Source organism: Curtobacterium sp. UCD-KPL2560, assembly GCF_001705035.1.
GTDB lineage: Bacteria > Actinomycetota > Actinomycetes > Actinomycetales > Microbacteriaceae > Curtobacterium.
On sequence record NZ_MCIG01000134.1, the window covers coordinates 1 to 3,056 of the forward strand.

A 3,056-nucleotide genomic window follows, 5' to 3' on the forward strand; every position below is an offset into this window, starting at 1 on the left:
CGACGTCCGGTCCGGCGGGCGGCTCGCCCCACGGCGACGAGCGTCGCCGGGTCGGCGACGGCGAGCGCGACGTCGGCACGGAGTGCCGACGCGAAGTCGGCGTCCGGCGGGTTGAGCCAGCTGAGCACGGGCGCGCGGACGCCCCCGGCGCGGACCGCGAGTGCCTCGTCGACGCTCGTCACGCCGACGGAGCCGGCCCCCGCCTCCAGGACGGACCGCGCGACCGCGCCGTGCCCGAAGCCGTCGGCCTTGAGCACGGCCATCAGGCGTCCGCCCGTCAGGGCGGCGAAGTGGGCTGTGTTCGCCCGCACCGCGTCGTCGTGGACGAGCAGTTCGGAGACCGGCGCGGTCACCGCTGCATCCGCGGGTCGGCCGTCGGGTCCGCGTAGAGGCGGGGGCAGCCGGCCTCGGGCGCCTCGGGCCGGAGCTCGAAGTGCCACGCCTCGTTGTCGTAGACCTGGCAGAGCCCGTACCCGGCGCCGTGGTCCTGCAACCACTCGGCGGCGTCCCAGTCGCCGATGTCGATCGCCTCACCCCGGACGTGCAGCGACGTCTGCGGGGTCGAGACCCAGCGCGCGGCCTCGTCGCGGGAGCCGTACTCGGCCACCGCGTCGTCGAGCAGGCGTTCCTGCAGCGCGGCGGACCGCCAGCCGCTGTTCACCACGAAGCGGACGCCGTCCCCCTCGGCGTCGCGGGCGGCACGGCGGACGGCCTCGAGCAGGTCCGGGTCGAGCTTCGTCACGGCGGGCAGGTCGTCGTCGAACACCGAGGCGCCGGAGGGCACCTCACCGCCCGCGGGTCCGGTCGCGCCCTCCGTGCCGGCGGCACCGGCGCCGACGGAGGCGGCTCCCGGCCAGGACGGTCCGCCCGGGGCGGCGACGGCGAGCGCTCCCGCCACCACCGCGGCAGCCAGGACCAGCACGAGGACGACGACCAGGGGCAGCGCGCGGGCCCGACGCGGTCGGTGACGGACGGGGACCGGGGTGTGCAGGGAGTGGAGCATGTCGACCAGTGCAACGGGCCGGACGTCGCCGGAGCGTACGCGTTTCCACATACGCTCACGACACGTCCCGCCGCCTAGCATCGGGGTCGTGCGTGTACTGATCCTCGAGGACGAACCCCTGCTGGCCGGGGCGGTGCGGGACGGCCTGCGGCTCGAGGCGATCGCCGCGGACGTCGCGGCCGACGGGGACGCCGCGCTCGAGCTCCTCGCGGTGAACCGCTACGACGTCGCCGTGCTCGACCGGGACGTCCCGGGGCCGTCCGGCGACGAGGTGGCCGAGCACGTCGTCGCGACCGGGTCCGACACGCCGATCCTCATGCTCACCGCCGCGGACCGGCTCGACGACAAGGCGTCCGGGTTCGCCGCGGGTGCCGACGACTACCTGACGAAGCCGTTCGAGCTGCGGGAGCTCGTGCTGCGGATCCGCGCGCTCGACCGGCGTCGTCCGGAGCGTCGGCCGCCCGTGCTCGAGGTCGCCGGGGTCCGGCTCGACCCGTTCCGCCGCGAGGTCTTCCGGGGCGGCCACCACGTCGCGCTGACCCGCAAGCAGTTCGCCGTCCTCGAGGTCCTGGTGCAGGCCGGGGGCGGCGTGGTCAGCGCCGAGCAACTGCTCGAACGAGCCTGGGACGAGCACGCCGACCCGTTCACGAACGCCGTGCGCATCACCGTCTCGGCGCTCCGCAAGCGGCTCGGGGAGCCCTGGGCGATCGTGACCGTGCCCGGCGTCGGCTACCGGATGGACGTGCCCACGGCCGCGGACACGGGGGTCGACCGGGCTGCGGGCGTCGACGCGGGTCGTGCGGCGGACGGTCCCCCGCGGTGACGGACCGTCGCCCCGGGCCGAGCGTCCGCCTCCGCCTCGCGCTGAGCTACGCGGGCGTCGTCGTCGTCACGGCCGCCCTGCTGCTGACCGTGGTGTGGCTCTTCCTGCTCCGCTACGTGCCGGTCGGCAACCTCACGACCACCGGCGGGCACGTGCCGGACCGGACCGACCTGGTCCGCGCCTTCGTCCCGCCGGCAGTCTGGGCGTTCCTCGTGCTCGTCGTGCTCGGTGTCGTCGGCGGCTGGCTGCTCGCCGGCCGGGTGCTCGACCCGCTGCGGCGGTTGACCGAGGCCTCGCGGGCGGTGTCCTCCGGCGCGCTCGACCACCGCGTCGACCTGCCGGGGCGCCGCGACGAGTTCCGCGAGCTCGCCGACGCCTTCGACGGCATGGTCGCGCGCCTGGCCGCCGACGTCGCCGAGCAGCAGCGCTTCGCCGCGAACGCCTCGCACGAGCTCCGGACGCCGCTCGCCACGACGCGGGCCCTGCTCGAGGTCGCCGTCCGCGAGCCGGGCAACGACCCCGCGGCGGTGCTCGACCGGCTCCGCGTGGTGAACGAGCGGGCGATCGACCTGACCGAGTCGCTCCTGGTGCTGGCCCGCGCCGGTCGACGCGTGCCCGACCCGGAGCCCGTCGACCTGTCGCTCCTCGTCGAGGACGCCGTCGAGACCCTGCTGCCCCTGGCCGAGGCGCGCGGCGTCGCCCTGGACGCAGACGAAGACGCAGACGCAGACGCAGACGACGACCGCGACACCGACACCGCCGCGCACGTCCACACCGACGCGGCGTGGACGACGGGGTCGCCCGCGCTGCTCCTGCAGCTCGTGACGAACCTCGTGCAGAACGCCGTCGTGCACAACGTCGGACCGGGCGGGTGGGTGCGGATCCGGACGGGTGGGTCGTCGGCGGACGGCGGTGCCGGCACCGTGGTGCTGCTCGTCGAGAACACCGGCCCGCGGGTCCCGCGTGCGGTCCTGCCGACGCTGACCGAACCGTTCCAGCGTGCCGCGTCCCGACGCCGGGACGAGGACACCGGCGCGGGACTCGGACTCGCCATCGTGGCGGCGATCGTCGCTGCGCACGGCGGCGCGCTGACCGTGGACGCCCGGGACGGCGGCGGGCTCAGCGTCCGGGTGGCGTTGCCGTCGGCGTCCCCGCCGGTGCGACCCCGTCAGCCGTAGCCCCGGCCGGACCGGCAGCCCCGGCCGGACCGTCTGCAGCCCGGGCCGGCCC

At 76.1% G+C, this 3,056-nt stretch carries 4 protein-coding genes; 2 read left to right on the forward strand and 2 right to left on the reverse strand.

The genetic code is table 11. The annotated features are described in order from the left end of the window. A partial coding sequence (locus tag BEP24_RS16060; protein WP_171898849.1) for an alanine racemase occupies positions 1-353 on the reverse strand: 353 nt, incomplete at its 3' end. Continuing rightward, on the reverse strand, positions 350-1,003 hold the full coding sequence (locus tag BEP24_RS16065; protein WP_065965163.1) for a M15 family metallopeptidase: 654 nt from the start codon (positions 1,001-1,003) through the stop codon (positions 350-352). The genes BEP24_RS16065 and BEP24_RS16060, both read right to left, overlap by 4 nt. 88 nt (positions 1,004-1,091) lie before the next feature. Between BEP24_RS16065 and BEP24_RS16070 the strand changes: the two genes are divergently transcribed. Together BEP24_RS16070 and BEP24_RS16075 are read left to right on the forward strand one after the other, a co-directional pair. Further along, on the forward strand, positions 1,092-1,826 hold the full coding sequence (locus tag BEP24_RS16070; RefSeq protein WP_065965164.1) for a response regulator transcription factor: 735 nt from the start codon (positions 1,092-1,094) through the stop codon (positions 1,824-1,826). Further along, positions 1,823-3,004 (forward strand): HAMP domain-containing sensor histidine kinase, encoded by a 1,182-nt coding sequence (locus BEP24_RS16075; protein ID WP_065965166.1) that lies wholly within the window; start codon positions 1,823-1,825, stop codon positions 3,002-3,004. Before BEP24_RS16070 ends, BEP24_RS16075 begins: the two co-directional genes overlap by 4 nt. The last annotated feature ends 52 nt before the right edge of the window (positions 3,005-3,056 follow it).

Coding starts and splice junctions, on each gene's coding strand:
- BEP24_RS16065 (WP_065965163.1), bottom strand. CDS start 1,003: ATGCTCCACTCCCTGCACACCCCGGTCCCCGTCCGTCACCGACCGCGT.